Consider the following 18,446-nt stretch of genomic DNA (forward strand, 5'->3'; position numbering starts at 1 on the left):
TTCTCCCTTGTTTGATGTACATCTATATCTATGAGTTGTAGCGATTTATTATATTTTTGGAGCGCATATAGAAACACAATAGAAACACGCTGTAAATGTACAAAAAGCAATTTTAGGCACAAATTCATGTTAATTATTATGAGCAGAAAGTTACCAACCGCATCAACCATTTCAAAAGCGAAAATAGAGTCACGATACCGTTACTAAATGGTTAATACACTGATTATTTAAATGATTATGGGCTTTGAGAATAAGATATTATGGTACTCATACCCCGCCCCAAAGAGTCCTAGAAGTAATAACAAGCTGATAAACTTAGCTTTGCTAATAACGTATAAATAAAACCAAGATCGCCACTAAGTGCTGGTAAAATGGCCCCTATCAGACACGCTCGGCATGAACCAATACCAAGCCTCTGTTGGGATAACTATAAAAATACCATTGACCAAAGCAAGCATCCCAAGCACAGACGCGAGTAAGACTATAGTTTGCTTAGTCATAGTGTTCACCGACTACAGGTTCAAACTTTCTAATTGGCACTAACTAAAGGGTCAGCTTTTCGATATCCTAATGCGTAGTTTAAAGTAGGGTAAACACGCTTAGAGCTAATGGCCAGTGCAATGCTAGTTAACCCAGCTTCCCCCACATTTGCTGTAACTTTTCTCTTAGTTCATCAGCTTTAAGTGAAATGAACGAAAGTGGTAATCAAACACATTATGCCTATTGTGCCACTTCAGGGTTGCTTAGAGCGGAGCAACTAATCTCTAAGCAGCACAACTATGACAATACCAGCGGGTAAGATATTGGACTCTGATACAAGTACATAATAACTAAATGAGTTCAGGAACTCTTAAATGGATACACTACTCGTACGCTGACAAAATGTTTAATTGTATTCGCTCACCCACTGCTGTCGTGCTAACTGCATAGCCTTGCCAATCAATACAATGGCAATTGCACCGACCAGCACTGGGGTTAGTAAAAATATCCAACCCTGTCCAGAGAGCATAACGAGCAACGGATTTGCCCCCGCGGGTGGGTGCGTTGTTTTTGTAATAAGCATAGCGCTCACAGCAACACCAGTTGCCAATGCTAACGTCAAAGGTGTCACACCAATATATTGCGTGAAAAACACGCCAACAAACGCCGTTATTAAATGACCTAGAATCACATTCTTCGGCTGTGCAAGAGGACTGTCTGGCAAACCAAAAACCAATACAGTTGTTGCACCAAAAGGCGCCATAAGCAATGCAATATGACTGTATGTGGCGTCAAAAAAAGACAGTACACCAATCGCCAAACTTGCCCCTAAGCCCGCAAATAAAGCCAAAATTAAATTATGCATATTCCCCCCTCAAAGTAGACCAATCTGTCTACCTGCAAATATAGACAATTTGGTCTACTTTTGTCAAGATGTGTTTGAGGAGAAATACATGAGCAAAAAACGTCAACTGCTAATCGATACCGCATTAACTCTGTTTTATAACCATGGTATTCATGCGATCGGAGTCAATGAAATACTAAAGAGATCTGGAGTGGCAAAGCGAACACTTTACAGTCACTTTAATAGTAAAGAAGAATTATTACTTGCAGCGTTAGAAGCTCGCCACCGCCTATTTATCCAATGGCTAGAAAGCAAGCTATCTAATGCTAAAAACGACCTCGAGGTCACGACCGTGCTCTTCCAAGCATTGGAAAACTGGTTTGACAACAATGAACCGCGCTTAGGGGAATTTAGAGGCTGTTTTTTTATTAATACTTGTGGAGAATACAGTGATGTATCTTGCGAGATCCGTAAGTTGTGTGAACAACACAAATCAAAAGTTAGACAGGTTATTGCTGATAAACTCAGTATCGACAATCAAGATAATGTAGCGGCCCTGTGTATTTTGATGGAAGGTGCCATTGTAACAGCGCAAGTATCTGGCAAAAACACGCTTTTAATAGAAGATTGCATCAACGCATCACAGGCCATGTTGCGCTGATGCAATAAAAGCACAGCGTTATTTCGCCTCGGTGATCACAGTATCAATTAAATGCACCACGCCATTGCTGGCTTTAATATTTGTTACTGTGACATTGCTCCCAGCGATTTGCAGTGAGGTAGTCGGTAGGCTTACTTGCCACCAAAGGTTATTAACCCCTTGCCCCTTAGTATCTCCTACAACACTATCACCGCTATAGGTGTAAAGAGGACGGCCTAAATAGGCAACTTGTGTTGTACTGTCACTGCGAGTGATAAGTGACAAACCGGGTATATTTTTTATGTTATCTTCTGACGCTATAATCGGCATCCAAGTTTGCGCACAGGCATCAACGCAGGTGCTACCGTTATTCTCTAAGTCATTATCAAATACATACACTGTCATACCTGACGTTGCAGAGCCATTACCTGTCACTAAACGCTGAGCTTGCGAGCTATAGGCAACCGCATCCGTGTTGGTATTGGTGGTCGATGAAAAGTCTACAACGTTGACACTTAATGCTTTGCCCGCAAGCGTAGTAACTTGCTTACCGTTTGCTGAAAATGCTCCCACGCTGTCAATGCTTGCGTCTGCGACAACATGCTTAGTTAACACATCACTTAACGCAGCTTGATCAGCCAGCAAAGCGCTCAGCGTATCGCTTGGGATCTTTTTAAACGCGTTATTAGTTGGTGCAAAAACGGTGAAAGTTTTGCTGATATCGTTAAATGTGTCGACCAAATTGGCCCCTTGTAAGGCGCTGACCAGCGTCGAAAGTTCAGGTGTTTCTACAGCAGTTTGTGCGATAGTTTTGCTTGAAGCCTGTTGCTCACTAGGCGGCATAATCACTTTATTTAAAACGTGAATAACGCCGTTATCAGCATTAACGTTAGCTGTCGTTACAACAGCATCGTTAACGAATAATGTCATATCGGTGTAAGACAGCGCGGCTTTTTCACCATTGGCCATGTTAACCATATTATCGTCACTGCTGGCGATGGTTACTGCGGAGTCTTGCAATACTTTTGCATCGGCAACAACGTGATACAACAAGATGTCTTTTAGTTTATCGGTATCATTAAGCAAAGCGGCAATAGTATCTTGACCAAGCGCAGCAAACGCTTCGTCTGTCGGTGCAAACACCGTAAAAGTCTTGGTTGGATCTGCCACCAGAGTATCTAAACCAGTAGCGCTGAGTGCCGCGATTAAAGTGTTAAAACTGCCGGCATCATTTGCTACATCGGCAATTGTGCCAAAGCTTTGTGGCAAGCTCACATCGGCAACCACAACTGCATCTATCACATGAATAATACCGTTACTGGTTTTGATGTCGGTACTGAGTACATTAACCCCAGCAAACGCCAATGAGTCCGTCTGATCATTGATGCTAATGGCCAACTCATTGCCAAGCACCGTTTGCGCGCTTTTACCATTGAGTGACATTGCACTCACCGAGTCAACTTCGCCCACAATAACATGCTGTTTTAAAATTTGCGCCAAAGTGTCGGGGTTTGCCAAAAGCGTGTTTATGGTTTTTTGACCCAAGGCAGCAAACGCAGCATCCGTCGGCGCAAAAACCGTAAACTTGCCAGAACCATCGCTGAGCACCGAATCTAAATTTGTTACCTCTAGTGCTTTGATGAGCGTGCTGAAAGAACCAGCGGCTTTAGCTGTTTCAACTATATTAGTAGCGGCTTGGTCTGCACTAGTTGGCGGCATCAATACAGCGTCGATGACGTGAATGATACCATTATCAGTTTTTATATCGGTTGTGATAACGGTGGATGTGTTGATCAATAAGCTATCACCATCTAATGACAGCGCAACCTTAGCACCATTGACCGTTGCAACCGTCGAGCCCGTTAAACCCAATGCCGATTGTGCATCTACCTCACCAGATATAACATGGTAAGCGAGAATATCACTTAGTGTATCGGTGTCTTGCAACAGACCATTGATGGTTTCTTGGCCCAGAAGTTCAAACGCGTCATCAGTTGGTGCAAAAACCGTAAACTTACTGGTCGTATCTGCCAAAGTAGCATCAAGCCCCGTAGCCTCCAAAGCCGCGACTAATGTCGTAAAATTACCTGCTCCTTTTGCCGCATCAACAATCGTCGTTGCTGTGACTACTGGCTCGGGAGACGTTTTAACTGTGTGATCATCATTGTCGTTACAGCCGAATAAAAACAGACCTGACGCTAGCAACAATGAGAATTGTATTAATGCTTTCAATGTTCTATTCCTCCTGTCGTTTGTAAGAACTAAAAGCACTGTACGGGGGTTGTTTTGTAAACGATCAAATTTTATTTATCTAAACAAAATTGTTAATCGCAACAATATGGTCAATTGCAGAGATGTTGTGTGCCGTTAGCACCGAAATGAGCAAGTCATGCTTCACAGTAAACATATCGCGTCACGTTTGGTTGTAATCCATCACTTCAATCGTGCTTAAACTCATATAGCTGCCTTTGTAGTTCCCCCTAAAATCGAGCCACACCTTACTACTTTGGTCTATACATTGGTCAGCGCTAGTAACAAATGGTTTTTTACTTTAAAACAGTGCCTTACAACGAAAACAATTACATTTAATCTAACAATTTTCAGCCAGAAACTTTAACGTATCACTGGCTTTGGTTGGCACTATTTGAGTAACGTCATAACTGGCTAGCTTTTCTCTATAAAATGGGTCTTTGACCAAAACTGCTTCTAATTCTTCCCTACTTTTGATAATAGAAATAATGACTCCACCTGTTCTAGGCTCTTTACGGCCAGACAAAATAAAATGTCCCTTTGCATATTGTTCATTCAAAAACTCAATATGCTCAGGAATAAAGCGGTCAACCTCTTGTAATGACACTTGGTAAGTAAGGGAAATAATAAACATGTATACTCCTTTATATTTGCGAAGGAACCTCCGCTTACTTTTATAAAATATAAATATTGATGATTTATAACTCGTTGTGGATATTATCGAAAAATCATTATTTTTTTACTTAGCATGCATCTTTATTGCTTGAGTGACTTGCTTATACGCTGATTTTAACCTTTTAATTTTAAAATTTTATGGGCGAATGAGTATATCTAATAAAGTCTCACAACATATATATTGTTTGTACACAGCGAACAAACATAAAACGCTGAGCCACATTAAACTAGCTTTTAGTGCTCTTGCTCTGAGCAACCACCCCATGCTAGCGCCAACAACAGCAATGAGCAAAGATACATAACTTTGCCAAAACGCTCCAACTTTTACTTTAACCACTACAAGTGTATTTTCAAAATCAAGTAGCAAGCACTGGTTAAAATACCATCTGCGACAAACTTTGAACCTAACAATATAGTTAGGTTGGCACACATACTGCTGTATTTCATGACTTGCTAGGTTAAAGGAGCATAGATAAACCGCGCAAGTGTTTATCACACTAGGTAGCAAGCTACCTATTCATTTTTTACTAAGGAGTAGAGCAAAATGAAAAACCTCTTTATTTCAACCGCCTTTTTACTTTCAGGCACAATCAGCTTGTCATCACACGCAAATGATATAGATCCAGAACTGCAACTCAAGCTAGATGAAACCTACGACCTATACCAAACTGGGCTTTATAGAGAAACACTGGATAATATCAAATGGTTAAACAAACATGCTGTAGCTATTGACTATAACTTTTATCTGGTTCGCCTAGGAGCGGTTCTACCTCTGTGGAATAGTCTGGGCGAGGTCTATGAACCAGCACGAAAAAGCTTTATCCACGCCCTTAATAATGCAATTCAAAACACATTAGACTCGCCAAATAACTGTAACGCATTTGACGATACACGCCTTATGTTGGATATTAACGATAAGTACGATGAGTTTATTTCACTATTAGAAAACAAGGAGTTGAGCTACCCATCGGTTTGGAAACGGTGCTGGGACTATAATATGTCACTTACCACCGTTGAGCATTCATCTAAGCCGCTAATTGACGCTTACTTGGTCGACCTATCAGATCACTTCAAAAATACGTTTGTACCAGTTATTGACGGTCTGTACGATACATGTTCTGGCCTTGGTGATTACACCCCTATCTGTCAAGACGATGTAAAAGTGTATTTGAACGATGTTTCAATGGCATTTAGAAATGCAGCAAAAGACCACTATGGACTTGAAGAAGAGGGACAAATCGGAGGGATTACATTGAAACTATTATTGAAATGGCAAAATCAATCTCAATAATTTATACATAGAATATAGAGGTAAAGTATTACCTCTATATTTAACAAAGCGGCAAAAAAATGCCCCTGCAAACGCAACATCTAATCAAAATTACCACGAAAATGAGAAATATCTCGAGCTGAATAAGATTCATCAAGTACTTCCCTAAAATCTAAAAAATCTATTAGATTCTCGTTATTCACATCATGCTTCCCCAGGCATTTGCTTTCCCGTCTGCACCTCTGTCATATGCCAAACCTTTCATAAGTACGCTTGGTACTTGTTGCGCTAGCTCCGGCATTTGCTCATTACTATTTAATTTCTCAGACAATTATTGCTTTTGCTCATCGCTAATATGCCCGCTGACTGCAAATTGACCTTTTTCGTCACTATAAAGACACTAGTCATCTAATATCACAACTACCTGACATACAGAGAACCATCATTAACTAAAAGCAAAAATTGTTAAACTTACTTTTATTTTATAGCTTTCTAAATCAAAAAAACGCAACATACATTATATTAAATTAATCTTATTATCCATGAAGAAAACAACAAATTTAACCACTTTTGCTTCACAACAATAATTGAAAAACAAATTGCCATTTAGTTTACTTTGATTAAAACCCAATTTTTAATATCTATTTTTGTATAAACAAAATCACTAGTATTTTGACTCACATAACAAATAAAACAATTTGTTTACATGGCATTATCTTATCATTTATGATCTGCGGGTGAGTATAATTGCGCTCACTGTAAACTTCACATTCACCCTAAAGGAATACTATGACAACTGCGACAGAGCAGATCATTCAAGGTCTGAGACAAAACTTCCAGCATGCATTAACAACATCTGATTTAAACCGTGATGGTACGATAGACAGAAACGAGTTGATCCAAGTTTTAACCAGAGCAGCAACCCCTTGGCAGATAGCTCAGAATATGGTTAACGAAATCTTTAATCGACTAGATAATAATCGTGATGGACGATTGACGATTGACGATGTATCTGGGCAAGTAAACCAAATAACACAACAGCCTCAGACAAATATGTCTCAGGCAGCGCAGCAAGTTCTTAACGGATTACAACAAAACTTTCAGCAGTCACTAAACAACGCTGACACAAACCGCGATGGCACCATAGACCGCAATGAACTCGTGCAAGCGTTGATGCGCGCGGCAACACCATGGCAAGTGGCAAATAACATTGCTGGCGAGATTTTCTTAAAATTAGATAAAAACCGAGATGGTAGAATATCTGCTCAAGACGTTTCCCAGCAAATACCAAATATGGGGCATCACGTTAATACTAGCAACCCTGCAGTAGAGCAAATTATTGCGGGCTTTAGACAAAATTTTCAACAAACGCTGCAAACCGCAGATATGAACAGAGATGGTACATTAGACTTTAACGAACTAGTCAATGCATTGGTAAGAACCAATGTGCCTTATAGTGTTGCGCAAACTATGGCTAGAGACGTGTTTCAAAAGTTAGATACCAATCATGATGGCAGAATCGCAGCGCACGAAGTAAGCCAACAAATAAATAGCTCCACAACTTTAGATTACAACTTAAGAACCAAGTTGGAGCAAATGATTCAAATCCTGAGCGCTAATTTCCAAAACACCCTACGTCAGTCAGATCTCAACTGGGACAGCACGCTAGATCGCAACGAAATTGTTCAATTATTGGTTAGATCTAATGTGCCATGGAACAGTGCCCATGAAATGGCAGATGAGATTTTTACCCGCTTGGACAAAAACCGCGATGGCCGACTGTCAGTGCAAGATGTAGCAACAACACTGCCACAAACTGGTCATCATGGCATTACACCAGGAATGACCTATGCGCAGGTTTATCAAACGTTTTTAACTAACTTTGAACAAGCCATACAAGTAGCTGATGTAAACCAAGATGGTATGGTAGATCAAAACGAGTTAACCAACGTGTTAGTCAGAACTAACGCCCCTTATCAAACAGCACAACAGTTATCTGCATTTTTGTTCCAGCAATTAGACCACAACCGTGATGGTCGTCTGTCACTTCATGATATAAGAACAAATGCCCCTTCCCAGCATGGCTATAAAAAGCGCAACCTGCCTCTTGGCAGAAATCTATCAATTATTGGCCAAGGCAGTCACCGTGCACTTTATATCCCGTATGCGTATGCAGGAAACAGTGACGTCGGTGGCAGCGATGGTTGGTTTGATGTGTATGCCAATTCCACCGAAAAGTGGATCAACATCTTACATGAAGGTGGTGGCGATGAGCATAGAGTAGATGATACTTTCGGTGGCTATCGCTTTATTGCCTTTATGTTTAAAGCCTGTTACCCAGATCTTTCCTCTGTCGATGAAACCAAATTCCGCTTATCGATGCCTTTTGATGCACCGACAGAAGAAGAAGCTGTGAATTTGCTTGAAGCCATGTTGATGGGCAATAGTGAAAGCCCAATTGATCTGCCAGATAAAAACAGCGAGCAATCCTACTTAGTTGAATATTATATGGTGCCGTTGTTGTCTAAGTTTACCATCATGTATGGTCGCCAGACTCTGTTACGCATTATGCACAAACATGGCCACACCTTTGATCGAAACGTGGTGGAAAATATTACTAAGTGTGCCACACAGTTTAAAGATGTGTTCGGTGAAGGACAAACGTCAGGCCTAAATTATCGACTCGCACAGTGGACAGACCCTGTTATGGCCATCATCAGCGGTGGCTTCTTGCTCGTTATTGAAGGTATGATGGATATCGTGAAGCTGCAAAGATCGGATGCCTTTTGCTTAGCAAAAATAAGAAACGGGGCAAAAACGCTTAGAGCTTGCCTTGATGGTATCACCACCACAACTTCCTTTATTGATATACTTCTCACTGCCGTTGAGGTGACAGCCCTTGTAGTTATTACAGGAGCAGCAATGTTAGCAAGCGGTGGCACCGCTGCTGCTGGTATTATTGCAGCAGGTGTTGCCGGTGTTGGTTGTGGCGGTTTAGCTATCACTAAATTGTTAGTATATAAACTTGCCAGTGGTGACAACACGAGTGACATTAAAAACATGGAGCGCGACATGAAAGATATCATGGAGAAGGTGCTAAATATGTTTAGTGAGTTCGGTAACACTGCATACCTGAATGACCCTGAAATGCGCCGTTTCATTACCCCTGCGATCCGTACTCGCATTGAAGCGGCCAAAGCGAGTGGCCATAAACTAAATGGTGCATTAAGTCAGGATATCGTTAGCGCTTTCCATTGGGGGATTGACTACCGTTAAGTAATCGAAACTATTAATTGTGCAGGCGGAATAACAGTCCGTTACTCCGCCTTTTTAACGAATGCTGATCTAAATTATTATCTTATGCACTGTTTCAGTTTATGGGGGAATTACACCATCGTTCACTCCTTGAACTTAGAATTGAAATAATTTTGAAGAACTAAAAGCTTAGACAAGACACCCAAAGTTTCAACTTTGAGTGCCCAAATTGAGTGACCATATATGTCCCTAACAGTCCTTTCTTGTCACTTATCTCAAAGTAAACATAACGCCTTGCTCACCGGAAAATTGGGAGCGCAGCGAATAATTTTCCGTGTGGAGCAACTTGTTAGTTGCCTATAAAATATACCTAATTCTCTTATTAGCTTCTATTATGAAATAAGAGGCTACTGCTGAAAGTAGAATACATGAAACAGTTAACATAGTCGTTACGCTTACTTGACCGGAGAAGGTTCATATGTGTTAGGCTGGCCAAATACGCTTAGCCTCATGATAAGTATTGTTTCTATACTTATCATGATAAAAGTTAAATATATCTTGATGATCAGTCTCATCAAAATAATAAACAGGCCTTCCTCCTCCAGGAACCCCCTGAGTAACCAACATAAAATAGCATTGGCCGTTATTAGTTTTTTCATCAATAAAGCAGAATGAATCTAACCAACCGTTAGCACATCTAATTTCTAGTAGTTTATTGTCCTTTATTTCAGTCAATTTATCTTGACCGAATTTTTCGACAATAAACGAGTCAATTCTTTTTATCGAATGAATAATTTCCTTTGCTTCACGTTCAAATTTACCATTGCTAACGCCTTGGTACATTTGAATAACTTTTTCATCAGTTATGTCAGAAATTAATATGTTTATTTTTTTGCTGAGACTAAGTGAGTTGATTAGCTTTTCAAAATTTTCAGGGTATCGATGATGGTTTAATACATAGTTTTGGCTTGGGCCTACCAGCAAAACCGAGTTTTTATATTTTTCGTAAAGAGTTGGTATGCTCAACTCTGTTGAATTTACATTGAGATTGTAAGGAATCTCCCCCTTGTGAGGATATATAAATTTATTTTGTGTATAACTAAGCAGAATACACAGGATCACGAGAAACAGAGTAATGAATATTATTCTTGGTAAGGTTTCATACGTATCCGGTATTCCACCCTGAATTAGCCATAGTAATGCACTCCCTGTTACCCCGAATGCAAGAGAAGTTAAGGTACTTTTTAACCAGTTTGGCACAAATTCTCCCTAAGAGCCTAACGCCTTAATAAACGGCGAAAAAGAGTAGGCTAAAATAAGCGACGAAGGAGCGCAAGCCTACTGTTTTGCGTCCACGGTTTAATTAATTTGTTATGTGACTTTAACTCTTTTACCTAAATGCTTGCCTATAAGCCCTATTGGTAAAAGGCATGTATTAATGATGATTACCCTAAAAATTATCCCTAAGAAAAACAATATATCCATATCAGGAGTACCATCCCACTCTGGCTTTTTCATAAACTCTGACACTAAATAAATATCACTAATAGCAATGGATAAGAGTACAATTAAATGGGCGATAAAAAGACCTAGATAACCGAACCTTTTAGCAGAGAAAAAGGTAACTAAACACCATACAATCCAGAAATAAAATTCGTACTCCAGAAACACTGAACTTCCCTAGTCACATAACGAATGATATGGACTCCCCACTCGGCATCAATGTGCCATAGTGAAGTTGATAAAAAGCTTCAATTGAGGAGAGTCCATATGTCATTAATTAAAGCCATTGGCATCGATTTAGCCAAATCTATCTTTAGTATCCACGGTGTTGATACTCATGACAAGTGTAAATTACGTAAAACCATCAAGCGAAACAAACTCTTAGCTGAAATTGCAAAATTACCGCCTTGCATTATTGGCATGGAAGCCTGCTCGGGCGCACATTATTGGGCACGCGAATTTACTAAGTTGGGCCATGACGTACGTATCATGGCATCCAAGTTTGTCATTCCTTATCGTCAAAACGAAAAGAACGATGCCAATGACGCTGAAGCTATCTGTGAAGCAGTTACCCGACCTAAAACACGATTTGTCACTATCAAAAGTGAAGAACAACAAGCTGTTCTTTGCCTGCACCGTATTCGACAGGGAGCCATAAAAGACAGAACTGCGCTGATAAACCGCTTACGAGGATTACTTGCTGAATTTGGTATTGTTATGCCCAAAGGTCGATACCCTGCACAACAGGCGATAACAAGTATTTTAGAAGACGCTGAAAATGCTTTGCCGATACTCGCCAGAGAGTTACTTCATGATTTATGGCTAGAGATTAAAGGGCTAAACCAACAAATTCTCAAGCACGACAGAAAGCTTTACCAATTAGCCAATCAAATGAACGCCGCTAAACGCTTAATGAGCATTCCTGGTGTCAGTGAAGTCACTGCAACTGCGGTAGTTGCCACCGTGTGTGATGCCACAGAATTCGATACCAGCCGGGCATTCTCTGCTTGGATAGGTTTAGTACCAAAACAATACACCACTGGTGGCCAAGTTAAGCTGGGTCGAATATCAAAACGAGGCGAAAAACACATACGCACCTCACTCATTCATGGCGCACGAGCCGTGATTGCTAACTGCAAGCACAAAACTGATAGAACCCGTTTATGGGTAAAAGACCTTATCGAACGACGAGGATTTAAACGAGCGACGGTAGCCTTGGCAGCCAAAAATGCGCGATTAATTTGGGCATTGTTACACTCAGAAAAAGAATATCAGATTGATTATGTGAAATAGTTAAATCAGTAAAAAAGAAAGGTTAGTTAAAACGGTTAACCCCACCGAGTCTTAGCATTAGCAAGTGACGATAACACGGTCAGACCGAGAGCATGAAAGCCTGTTTAGTCGGGAAGAGTTAGCAACTCTGTTTAACGAATGAGGCATTGCTCAAGCGCAAATCATCAGGGCGATAGCGTAGATAAGCTAATAAACGCCGAATGTAGAGCTGCTGTCAGATCTTCTTGTTGTCAAAACTGCTATTGCTTGACAAAGGGGAGTCCATGTAGCCTTACTAATGGGCGCAAAAATGCTTGGCTAAAATTAGCGACGAAGGAGCGCAAGCCAAGCGTTTTGCGTCCTTTTAAGTAACTTGTTATACCGTTATTTAGTTCTCGGTCATGGTTTTTCTGATCCAGTCACTATAAGCAGAAATTCTGACCTGATAAGACTTTTTGCCGTAATGCCCAGCGACAAACTCTTCTAAATTGCCCTCAATATAGTCCCAGCTAAACAAGGCAACTAAATAGTTTTTTCCTTCAGAGGCCATAATCAAAGGGCCGCCGCTATCACCTGAACCGTCAATCCCTTCAAGCTCAAGGGCTTTTTCACCTGAGTCAAAAGTGATTGATAACCAATTAGTATGCGCTTCTTCAATTCTATTTTGCAGGTGCCTGAATTTTCCCTGAGTCCCTTGAACAGAACCGGTTATACCATTGCCCGTTGTCCCTCGGCCATAGCCTGTTATTACTTGATTGAGTTCCTTGTTTTCAGAATATATTTCAATAGTGGCACTCTCTGGTAGATTAGAGCTTAACTTGACTAAAGCAATGTCGTGCGCAGTCATCATAAAAGTCATTAATTCAGCAGCATCCCCACTCAGCATGTGTTCCGGAATATCCGTTATGCCTGGATGGATAATTACCTTTTCAACTTCAACTTCGTATTCGCCGATTTGTAGTGTTTTATCAAGAATATTTGGTGGTAAAAGGTGCGCTACCGTCACAACCCAATTAGGTGCTATCAAAGCACCGTGTCCGCCATTTGGCATATCAACGAAAAACGATGGTGTTTTTTCTAATTCATAGTTACTGGCTTGAACATCATGGCGAACAACTACCGCTAAACTATCAACGGAAAGTAATAGTAGGCAGACGAAGTAAACACATTGACCAATTTTCATTTTATTTCCCTATTTATGTTTTTATTAGACTGTCGAAGAAATTAACTCATAGAGGTATATAACGCCGCGTTAAGGGGTGAACAACGCCAACCACCTAACCTAAACCATTGTGCCGTAATCACTTAAGCCGATTCAAACTAAAAATGCCAAGCGTTGAGAATCCCTCTTGAACGCTTTGTTATATGCCTGTTTTCTCAAGCTTCAGTTATGTTCTAGCTCGAATGGCGAACACGGTGTGCCTTGGTGATACTTGAGTTGCCAGCAAGTACCGGTAAATACCCAAATTGAACAACGTTTAGCAAAATCACTAACTTCGCCAAATTCACTTACCAGAGCTGACTCGTACCTCAGAAGTTGAACGGAAGGTTCTAGCTGAATACATTCATACCTCTGTGAATGTATACGAGTGCTTGAAGGTTCCTCACCTTCCATCATTTCTATGATTGAGTCGAAATCATAACTCGTACCTGATTTACCGACTTCCACAAAACTAGGATGGATTAGGCGCTCAATATCCGTTTTACTTTGACGTATTTCATACTGATGCAACTCGATCTCTTGCTCAATGAGAATATCCATTTGGTCTCCAAAACTTCAAAGGCATATAACGCCCGCAGCACGGGAAAAATTGTAGCGAAGCGGAAATTTTGTCCCTGTGCCTGCGATTGTTAGGCTTATACCTGATAGCCAACACTGCGCATCTCTTTTTTAAGCTCTTCCTTCCAGTTACCTAGCGGATCAAGAGCAACGTAAACCACACCGCTTATGTCATTCGGAGTTTCAACAGTATCTTTCACAATTGCTGTAACTCTAGGACGCCCCAATTTTCCAATTAGATATCCATGCTCGAAAACCACATTCTGTCTTGCTCGGTAATTGCCATTCAAAGCCCCAACTTTTGAGCCAACATCACAAGGTGTATAAAGAACAATTCCAAACCCAACGTTTGAATAGTGCTCTATTTTTTCTATTATTGTGCGGCCAGAGCTGGCTTGCATATGTAAAATTATTGGCTCTAGCCCTAAGCTCTCGATGAAGTCTGCCATTTCCAGTTTTGCCAGATCATCATGGCCATGAACAATAAACACTTGCGATGTATTGAACACACTTTGACCGCCCGGTGCTGGCGGCGGCACTACCGGTGGAGGTGGTGACTTAATAGCTTGAGAGGCATCTAGTTGTTGCTGTGAAATATGGCCTTTTCTAAGCAGAATTTCAAAGATCGGTTCATCTTTTACCGCCCAGTGAGTTCTCGATAACTCAAAGCGACCTAGATCAATATCAATCCTCATGTCTTCGATAGAACCAATTCTAAGCACTGGTAGGATAGGATCAAATTCGAAATGAATTACAACCGTGTTCAGACGCACGCGAATATCAGTTATGTATCCAATGCGCGACTCTCGTTCTTCATTTTCTACGACGAATAGACAAGGAAAGCTTTTTAACTCACGAATAGATTTATCATCAAAATTTCTGTAACGCTCACGAATTTCATCGGCAGTGTATTCGACAACCGAGCGTCCTCGCTCAAGCTCATATGGACTCGAATCCCAGCTTTCTGGATTTCCTGAAATCAGCAAATTAAACAAAATTGTACTCCGAATCTATTTTGAGCCTAACAGTGTATTAGCGTGAATTTGCGTTAATGTTCTACCCATTATCCCTACAACACACCAATTAACAAATTTAATTGCGCTAAATATTAGCATGTTAGCCGCCATTTTGTCCTCAAAAAGTAACAACGCTCACAGAGCAAAACGAGAATCTACTTAAACGAGAATGAGTCAACTTATCTAAAATGGTTAAGCCTTGTTATAATCAAATGGTTAGGGAGCTTTTCAGGTCTACAGGTGAACAATTTGAACAAAAATTAACGGGGTCTCTAGTTGCAAAGTTTGATGCCTTAAATTATACCTGTATAAAATCACAGTAAATGAATTTACTATGAACAAATCACCTTTTTTAGAATCTGTACGCGTAGAGCTTAGCTAATTCGAGTGACTGTCCTCTACGGGGTTGTGGAACTAACTCAATGAGAACTCGTGCACCATTTTTAATTCATATCGTCGAATTTATGCTGACTAAGCAATATTCGCTCAGAACCGTTGATACCCCGTTGAGCAAAGTTTTCTAGCTTGTTTTGGGGCAATAAATAAGTTTGCGAAATGTCTGCTATGTGGAACTGAGCCAATAACACCAAATTACTACGACCGACTCTTACTCGCTCATAGCGGTCTGTTCGATAAAGTCCAGTCCTATTCATCGAAGCTTTAAGATCAGATATGAGCGACTACAAATTATGGCTTCTTGTTACGCTCTATTTAAAATTTAATTAGAGCCACTTGCTAACAAAAGGCAACCCTTGCCCCATTTGGATTTGTTAACGTCTTACCCTGCTCCTTTACCGCGCTCTTCATATTCACTTTGAAAATACGCTCCAAGCCCATGCATTAACGCCTCACTTACTGTTTGGTCTTTTTCTATATGCTGAGATACAACAACAGGCAACCCCGATAAAAAGGTACCACTAAGCCCAGCAGCAAAAGCCGCTGCCGCAGCATCAGACACGTTATCGTAATTTGCAATAGCAATATCAACAATGTCTCTGGTTGCATCATCCATATGTTCTTCAACAAATTCTTGCGGGTCGGCCTTTAGCTTATTATAGGCATCGTTCCAAACCTGTGAGTCGCCTGTTGTTCCACTTGATGTTGCAGCCAGTGCCTGATATCCAGACTGTGAGTCTATTTGCAAACCTGCTGGTTGATCTGTGCGATGTTGCTTTTCGGCATTTGATAGATCACCCACTAATTTTGCAGGGTCTTCACTGGGCTTTAAACCATATGCAGAAATGTTTCCAAGAGCTGCACCTTTTTCGTCAGACGCTTCTCTGACCTTAGGACTGCCCAAGTCAGAGGTGATATTTGCCGTGTAAGCGGTTGCGCCTACCTTGCTTGTGTCAGTTACATCGTTCCATGGGCTGACCACTGCATGAAATGTTGCTTTGGCGTTGCTAGAATTTGCACTGGTATAATTGGTAGCCCCAGACACACTAACAGAGTATTTCACAGCGGTTTTATCCTTCCACAGCGCATTTTTTACATAATTCTCTGATGTAGAAAGGTGTTTGCCATTGGCCCCTTTTGAAATGGGATACAAATTGTTGTCTAGCGCAGTGCCACCTAAATTATCATTAAGTAGGTGCCCCTTTACTGACATAGCGCCTTTTGCCTGCGGATAAACACTTTTTATCCACGCCATTAGATTATCTTGCGAGGCATTAACACTGGCGCTTTGCCCTCTAACTGGGTCGGCTGGGTCAAGCCAAGCATTCATGGTGTGACCAACAGTCACTGTTTGTGCGTTGGTTGCAGGCCCATATGTACAAGATTGACCAATATTTTCAATCACTGTTTTGCGTTGAATGGGCTGTTGATTTGCCAACGATTGCAATAGCGTATTATCTGCTGTTGTGGCGGCTCTGTTGTCTTCAAGGTAGCGCCCCTTGCTCGCAGATTTTGACTGGGTACCAACACGCTGTAGCGTGCTTTGCTGCTGGGTGTTCTTATTTGTGAGTATCAAAGTCCTTGAACCTCTTTTAAATGACCAGTACCTATGCTTTATAAGAAAAGCGTTCAATGTCAGGCATACCGTCACATCAGTGTAGCTTTAAAGTACCATGAGATAAAAACCGTGCAAAGTTTAAACTACTAAACAGCTCAATCTGCTTGTCTGCATGCTGTAAAATAAGAAGGTGGCCGACATAGTGGTCAGCGTCCCCTCATTGCTTCATCATAAATTTGTCTTACAATTCAATCTGCTCACCTTCGTTTAAGATGATTAAAGGTACTTTGCTCTTTAACTGTTGATATTGCCCCAGTAATCTAAACAATGGCGCGTGACTGCTCTTGTCTCCCATTTTCCACGATGCATTGCCATACCCCCAAGGGATCATCACTTTACAATTCAGTTCATCAGCAGCGTAAAGGGCATCTTCGGGTGTCATATGTACCTTTCGATACCATTTTCCCGCTGTTTCATGAAAATAAGAAGCGATTGGCATTAAACAAATATCAAAAGATGCAAATCTATTGGCTATTTCGCTAATGTGAGATGAATAACCTGTATCGCCAGCATAAAACAATCGGGTGCTTTTTGACTCAATCACCCAGCCCCCCCACAAGCTCGCATCATGATCTTCTGTAATATAGGGTACAACAACTCGGCTACTAAAGTGATGGGCAGGCACAAAATGCAATGTTGAATTACCTAAATTAGTTTTCGTAAACCACAGCATTTCAGAAATTTTGTATCCGCCTTTAGGAAAATAATCTGCAAACCCCTTAGGGGTGAAATAAGTAACTTTATTGCCAAGCTCATTTATTGTTTCTTTACTAAAGTGGTCATAATGAATATGAGAATAAATAACCCCGTCTACGTTGTCAGAAAGGTTATCGGGCCATTTTATTTCATTGCGATAAAACCCGTTTAGCAACCTAAACCCCAAATCAACAGGCCAGTCAAATTGGTGTTTTACTGGGTCAATTAAAATCGTTTCATTGGTCGGTGTTTTAATAACAAAGGTTGCATGGCCAAGCCACTGGATCTCATAACCCAAGCGAGTTTGAGGTATGTTATTTTCACCAACATACTGGCATTGCTCCATATCTGTTTTGCACTCAATAAGTGCCGTACTTGGATAGCAATCAGTGTCACAGCTAACGGGATACAGCTCAGGTTTTTTATAGAAGTTATCAAACCTATCTTCATAGCCTTGATGTTTACTATAAGCAACAACTTGCTCTTGTGAAGTAATACTTGTTACTTGATTTGGAGCAGAGCATGCACTGATTAAAACAATTGACAAAAGTGGTAGATACTTCAATTACATAACCTATTTTTAGCTAAGACTAGAGCCTATTGCTCTTTACTATTATTTTCGTTCCCCAATGGGCAGCGCTTGATTGCCTGACGCACATAGCATAACTATGTAACCTGACTCTATCTTGTATAGATATCAATCAAGCTGCTGTAAAAGCAAACTTGAAAAACAAACATGCGCTAAAATCTA

Annotated in this window: 16 protein-coding genes; 4 read left to right on the forward strand and 12 right to left on the reverse strand. The window is 40.7% G+C overall.

The features are described 5' to 3' along the window. Positions 1 to 356: 356 nt before the first annotated feature. Positions 357 to 500, reverse strand: coding sequence for a hypothetical protein (locus HG263_RS01575; RefSeq protein WP_171624333.1), 144 nt, complete (start codon positions 498 to 500; stop codon positions 357 to 359). 386 nt (positions 501 to 886) lie between these two features. Beyond that, complete coding sequence (locus HG263_RS01580; protein ID WP_171624334.1) at positions 887 to 1,345, reverse strand: HPP family protein; 459 nt, start codon at positions 1,343 to 1,345, stop codon at positions 887 to 889. 88 nt (positions 1,346 to 1,433) lie between these two features. Between HG263_RS01580 and HG263_RS01585 the strand changes: the two genes are divergently transcribed. Further along, positions 1,434 to 1,985 (forward strand): TetR/AcrR family transcriptional regulator, encoded by a 552-nt coding sequence (locus HG263_RS01585; protein ID WP_171624335.1) that lies wholly within the window; start codon positions 1,434 to 1,436, stop codon positions 1,983 to 1,985. Between the two features lie 18 nt (positions 1,986 to 2,003). Here the strand turns inward: HG263_RS01585 and HG263_RS01590 are convergent, their stop codons facing one another. Beyond that, positions 2,004 to 4,196, reverse strand: coding sequence for a fasciclin domain-containing protein (locus HG263_RS01590; RefSeq protein WP_171624336.1), 2,193 nt, complete (start codon positions 4,194 to 4,196; stop codon positions 2,004 to 2,006). A 358-nt stretch (positions 4,197 to 4,554) separates the two neighbouring features. After that, positions 4,555 to 4,848 carry a YciI family protein gene (locus tag HG263_RS01595; protein ID WP_171624337.1) on the reverse strand — a complete coding sequence of 98 codons (294 nt, stop codon included), beginning with the start codon at positions 4,846 to 4,848 and terminating at the stop codon, positions 4,555 to 4,557. 585 nt (positions 4,849 to 5,433) lie between these two features. Here HG263_RS01595 and HG263_RS01600 point away from each other — a divergent pair. Beyond that, positions 5,434 to 6,180, forward strand: a complete 747-nt coding sequence (locus HG263_RS01600; RefSeq protein WP_171624338.1) for a hypothetical protein — start codon at positions 5,434 to 5,436, stop codon at positions 6,178 to 6,180. Positions 6,181 to 6,358: 178 nt separating this feature from the next. Here the strand turns inward: HG263_RS01600 and HG263_RS22540 are convergent, their stop codons facing one another. Further along, the gene (locus HG263_RS22540; protein ID WP_281358233.1) at positions 6,359 to 6,490 is read right to left on the reverse strand and encodes a hypothetical protein; all 132 of its coding nucleotides are present in this window, start codon (positions 6,488 to 6,490) and stop codon (positions 6,359 to 6,361) included. Between the two features lie 458 nt (positions 6,491 to 6,948). Between HG263_RS22540 and HG263_RS01605 the strand changes: the two genes are divergently transcribed. Further along, on the forward strand, positions 6,949 to 9,435 hold the full coding sequence (locus tag HG263_RS01605; RefSeq protein WP_171624339.1) for an EF-hand domain-containing protein: 2,487 nt from the start codon (positions 6,949 to 6,951) through the stop codon (positions 9,433 to 9,435). A gap of 462 nt (positions 9,436 to 9,897) precedes the next feature. Here HG263_RS01605 and HG263_RS01610 read toward each other — a convergent pair whose 3' ends face one another. Beyond that, positions 9,898 to 10,674, reverse strand: coding sequence for a hypothetical protein (locus HG263_RS01610; protein ID WP_171624340.1), 777 nt, complete (start codon positions 10,672 to 10,674; stop codon positions 9,898 to 9,900). A gap of 510 nt (positions 10,675 to 11,184) precedes the next feature. On the opposite strand from HG263_RS01610, the gene HG263_RS01615 reads away from it, so the two are divergent. Continuing rightward, positions 11,185 to 12,210: an IS110 family RNA-guided transposase gene (locus HG263_RS01615; protein WP_171624341.1), complete on the forward strand. Its 1,026-nt coding sequence runs from the start codon at positions 11,185 to 11,187 to the stop codon at positions 12,208 to 12,210. Between the two features lie 367 nt (positions 12,211 to 12,577). Here HG263_RS01615 and HG263_RS01620 read toward each other — a convergent pair whose 3' ends face one another. The 6 genes from HG263_RS01620 to HG263_RS01645 all read right to left on the reverse strand — a co-directional run bounded on the left by HG263_RS01620 (position 12,578) and on the right by HG263_RS01645 (position 18,260). Then, positions 12,578 to 13,372 carry a trypsin-like serine protease gene (locus HG263_RS01620; RefSeq protein WP_009840416.1) on the reverse strand — a complete coding sequence of 265 codons (795 nt, stop codon included), beginning with the start codon at positions 13,370 to 13,372 and terminating at the stop codon, positions 12,578 to 12,580. A gap of 201 nt (positions 13,373 to 13,573) precedes the next feature. Continuing rightward, entirely contained in the window at positions 13,574 to 13,951 is a 378-nt protein-coding gene (locus HG263_RS01625) for a nuclear transport factor 2 family protein (RefSeq protein WP_042779881.1), read from the reverse strand. Between the two features lie 95 nt (positions 13,952 to 14,046). After that, complete coding sequence (locus HG263_RS01630) at positions 14,047 to 14,964, reverse strand: TIR domain-containing protein (protein ID WP_171624342.1); 918 nt, start codon at positions 14,962 to 14,964, stop codon at positions 14,047 to 14,049. Between the two features lie 464 nt (positions 14,965 to 15,428). Beyond that, the gene (locus HG263_RS01635) at positions 15,429 to 15,638 is read right to left on the reverse strand and encodes a hypothetical protein (RefSeq protein ID WP_171624343.1); all 210 of its coding nucleotides are present in this window, start codon (positions 15,636 to 15,638) and stop codon (positions 15,429 to 15,431) included. A 125-nt stretch (positions 15,639 to 15,763) separates the two neighbouring features. Beyond that, complete coding sequence (locus HG263_RS01640) at positions 15,764 to 16,957, reverse strand: hypothetical protein (RefSeq protein ID WP_171624344.1); 1,194 nt, start codon at positions 16,955 to 16,957, stop codon at positions 15,764 to 15,766. Positions 16,958 to 17,180: 223 nt separating this feature from the next. Continuing rightward, a complete protein-coding gene (locus HG263_RS01645; RefSeq protein WP_171624345.1) occupies positions 17,181 to 18,260 on the reverse strand; it encodes an MBL fold metallo-hydrolase in 1,080 nt (359 codons plus the stop codon). Between the last annotated feature and the right edge of the window lie 186 nt (positions 18,261 to 18,446).

The organism is Pseudoalteromonas caenipelagi (assembly GCF_013140855.1).
Lineage (GTDB): Bacteria > Pseudomonadota > Gammaproteobacteria > Enterobacterales > Alteromonadaceae > Pseudoalteromonas > Pseudoalteromonas caenipelagi.

Coding starts and splice junctions, on each gene's coding strand:
- HG263_RS01575 (WP_171624333.1), bottom strand. CDS start 500: ATGACTAAGCAAACTATAGTCTTACTCGCGTCTGTGCTTGGGATGCTT.
- HG263_RS01580 (WP_171624334.1), bottom strand. CDS start 1,345: ATGCATAATTTAATTTTGGCTTTATTTGCGGGCTTAGGGGCAAGTTTG.
- HG263_RS01585 (WP_171624335.1), top strand. CDS start 1,434: ATGAGCAAAAAACGTCAACTGCTAATCGATACCGCATTAACTCTGTTT.
- HG263_RS01595 (WP_171624337.1), bottom strand. CDS start 4,848: ATGTTTATTATTTCCCTTACTTACCAAGTGTCATTACAAGAGGTTGAC.
- HG263_RS01600 (WP_171624338.1), top strand. CDS start 5,434: ATGAAAAACCTCTTTATTTCAACCGCCTTTTTACTTTCAGGCACAATC.
- HG263_RS01605 (WP_171624339.1), top strand. CDS start 6,949: ATGACAACTGCGACAGAGCAGATCATTCAAGGTCTGAGACAAAACTTC.
- HG263_RS01615 (WP_171624341.1), top strand. CDS start 11,185: ATGTCATTAATTAAAGCCATTGGCATCGATTTAGCCAAATCTATCTTT.
- HG263_RS01620 (WP_009840416.1), bottom strand. CDS start 13,372: ATGAAAATTGGTCAATGTGTTTACTTCGTCTGCCTACTATTACTTTCC.
- HG263_RS01625 (WP_042779881.1), bottom strand. CDS start 13,951: ATGGATATTCTCATTGAGCAAGAGATCGAGTTGCATCAGTATGAAATA.
- HG263_RS01635 (WP_171624343.1), bottom strand. CDS start 15,638: ATGAATAGGACTGGACTTTATCGAACAGACCGCTATGAGCGAGTAAGA.